We start from the raw sequence: 1,226 nt of genomic DNA, 5'->3' as shown, positions 1-1,226 counted from the left end.
AACATGCTGGAACAGTTCTGCCGCACCACCGGGGCGCCTATGCCTGACCTGCGGAAACCAACCGATCACACTCGAAAGAACAACAGCCAGTGAGTACTACAACGACCCCAAGGCCCCCAAGGCAAACACGCTCGTTCCCGCCAACAACCTGCTCGTCGTCGACGACAGCGGCGCCATCCTGCTCCAGCGCCGTCGAGACACAGGCCAATGGGCCCTGCCGGGCGGCGCCCAGGACATCGGGGAGACGGCGGCACAGTGCGCCGTGCGCGAATGCCTCGAAGAGACCGGCATTATCGCCGAGATCACAGGCTTCCTGGGGGTCTACACAAACCCCAACCACATCGTGGCCTACACCGACGGCGAGATCCGCCAGCAGTACGAGAACACGTACATCGGACGCCCGGTGGGCGGCGAGCCCACCATCAACGACGAGGCCGACGGAGTTCGCTTCGTCCAGCCGTCCGACCTTGACCAGTACGACATCCACCCCAGCATGTGTCAGCAGATCGGCGACTACCTCGCCGGCACGTACCCCTACCTGGGCTGAGCCGCCAACGCTGCTTCCACCCGCTCCACAGCAGCACGAATCTCCGGCGATGCTCGACGGATGAACCGCCCCACCAGACTGTCAGAACCGTAACGGACATTGATCTCCGCCAGACGAGCCTCGACAGAAGTGCCCTCACCATCGGGCGTGGTCGTCATGTCGCAGTAGACAAGGGCGTCCACAAGCCGCTGGTCGTCGAGCAGCGGAAACTCAACCTCCAGCACGTCCCGCAATCCGCGCTCCTCCGCTTCCAGCAACGCCAGCGAATGGTTCGCCACCAACCGAACCAGGCGTTCATCCGCAGCATGGACGTCATGAAGAAACCGAGCGCCATCCAGCGGATGAATTCCGGTCACAGCCAGCCGCGGAGCGTAGCCCACATCATGCAGGACAGCCGCAGAGGTCAGCAGCTCCGCGTCGTCTCCCAGAACCCCAGCCAGATCGGCCGCGCGCTGCGCGACCCCCTGCGAGTGCGCCCATCGACGAGGAAGTGGCGCGCTCAACTCCGCCTCGGCCACCACGCACGCCCACTTCACGATTGATCCATCCATGGGTTGGTACTTGCCCAGGTACAGCCCGGCACAGTCTGAGAGCCTGTCGGGTGGCCGGTTGATTACGCTGCGATGTAGTCCTCGACGGTGTTGGCTCGTGCGGTCTTGCGGTGGGATTCATGGCTCCA

At 63.9% G+C, this 1,226-nt stretch carries 2 protein-coding genes; one reads left to right on the top strand and one right to left on the bottom strand.

What is annotated here, in order from left to right; translation table 11 throughout:
- The first annotated feature begins 64 nt into the window (after window positions 1-64).
- Entirely contained in the window at window positions 65-547 is a 483-nt protein-coding gene (locus tag ABZ826_RS39405; protein ID WP_361459419.1) for an NUDIX domain-containing protein, read from the top strand.
- Here ABZ826_RS39405 and ABZ826_RS39400 read toward each other — a convergent pair.
- Entirely contained in the window at window positions 535-1,098 is a 564-nt protein-coding gene (locus ABZ826_RS39400) for an HD domain-containing protein (RefSeq protein ID WP_361459417.1), read from the bottom strand. The two genes, ABZ826_RS39405 and ABZ826_RS39400, sit on opposite strands and share 13 nt — an antisense overlap.
- Window positions 1,099-1,226: the final 128 nt, after the last annotated feature.

This window comes from Streptomyces sp. NPDC047515 (assembly GCF_040643055.1).
Taxonomy (GTDB): Bacteria; Actinomycetota; Actinomycetes; order Streptomycetales; family Streptomycetaceae; genus Streptomyces.
Note: the sequence above shows the minus strand (reverse complement) of the source record. Positions and strands in the feature narration are given on the sequence as shown.